Here is a 1,172-nt window from a genome sequence, read left to right on the forward strand (position 1 = left end):
GGCAACGCCGCACCGGGTGATTTATTAGACTAAAAACGGGTTCAGTGGTATTATTTTCGTCCAAAAAATAGCGTAGTGTCGATGTAAAATTCTGTTACCCGCAGGTTAATCCCTTCCCCACGCTGTTAAAACTTTTTAACTTTTTGCCGATAAGTCATCACAAGATGGCTTACGGATGACTATTCCCGCAATGATGAAAAAAATTCTGCTTGCCTGCTGTGGCGCCCTGCTGAGTGGCGCCGCGTATGCCGATGCCGTCAGCGGCCAGATCGGCGTTACCCTGACCATTGAACCGCAATGCGCCGTGCGCCTCGAAGCCGCCGTCCCCCAGGCCGAATGCAGCCACGCGACGGCGCAGCCGAAGATCATCCGCACCCCACCGACGCAGCAGAACGGTGCGGAAGTGATCCTCGTGGAATGGTAATGGTAGGCATAAAAAACCCGCCGGCCTAAGGCGAGCGGGTTGATGTTCTGACAGGCAAACTCAGATGCTGAACGACGAACCGCAACCGCAGGTGGTTTTGGCATTCGGGTTGGTCACCACGAAGCGCGACCCTTCCAGCCCTTCGGTGTAGTCCACCGAACCGCCGACCAGATACTGCAGGCTCATCGGATCGACCACCAGCGCCACGCCCTGCTTCTCGATGGTCATGTCGCCATCGTTGACCTTGTCGTCAAAAGTGAAGCCGTACTGGAATCCGCTGCAGCCGCCGCCGGTAATGTAAACCCGCAACTTCAGGTTCGGGTTTTCTTCGTCAGCAATCAGGAACTTAACCTTGTTTGCTGCTGCCTCGGTAAATTGCAGGGGCAGTGCCGTTTGATCACTCATACTCTTTACTCCCAACATTGTTCAGCATCAGATCGCGACTATGGCTGCCTGATTAATATTAACGATTATCCGATACCTGAGTGTTGCGTTCAAGTATTCACCGCATTTGTTGTATTTTCTTTACCTGTTTTCTCCGCCGCTTCCCGTGCCAGCTGCGCCTCCTGCCTTTGCAGGGTGCGAGCCAAGATCGATGAATACAGCGGCTTGCCGCCGAGCAGCTGCGCCACTACCGTGGCGCCGAGGCAGGTGATGATCATCGGTAAAATCAGCTGGTAGTTGTCGGTCATTTCCAGCACCAGCACGATACCGGTCAACGGGGCCCGCACCGTGGCGGCGAACAGCG

General features: G+C 54.9%; 3 protein-coding genes. 1 reads left to right on the forward strand and 2 read right to left on the reverse strand.

Annotated features, from left to right (window positions below):
* Window positions 1-190: 190 nt before the first annotated feature.
* On the forward strand, window positions 191-424 hold the full coding sequence (locus AB0H42_RS35780; protein ID WP_357064330.1) for a hypothetical protein: 234 nt from the start codon (window positions 191-193) through the stop codon (window positions 422-424).
* Window positions 425-484: 60 nt separating this feature from the next.
* Here AB0H42_RS35780 and erpA read toward each other — a convergent pair whose 3' ends face one another.
* Complete coding sequence (erpA, locus tag AB0H42_RS35785) at window positions 485-829, reverse strand: iron-sulfur cluster insertion protein ErpA (protein WP_004932708.1); 345 nt, start codon at window positions 827-829, stop codon at window positions 485-487.
* A gap of 89 nt (window positions 830-918) precedes the next feature.
* A partial coding sequence (locus AB0H42_RS35790; RefSeq protein WP_357064333.1) for a chloride channel protein occupies window positions 919-1,172 on the reverse strand: 254 nt, incomplete at its 5' end.

It is taken from the genome of Nocardia sp. NPDC050799 (genome assembly GCF_040654015.1).
GTDB lineage: Bacteria > Actinomycetota > Actinomycetes > Mycobacteriales > Mycobacteriaceae > Nocardia.

What these genes read in the sequence shown, in the direction of transcription:
- erpA (WP_004932708.1), bottom strand. Translation starts at nt 829, where the DNA reads ATGAGTGATCAAACGGCACTGCCCCTGCAATTTACCGAGGCAGCAGCA.
- AB0H42_RS35780 (WP_357064330.1), top strand. Translation starts at nt 191, where the DNA reads ATGATGAAAAAAATTCTGCTTGCCTGCTGTGGCGCCCTGCTGAGTGGC.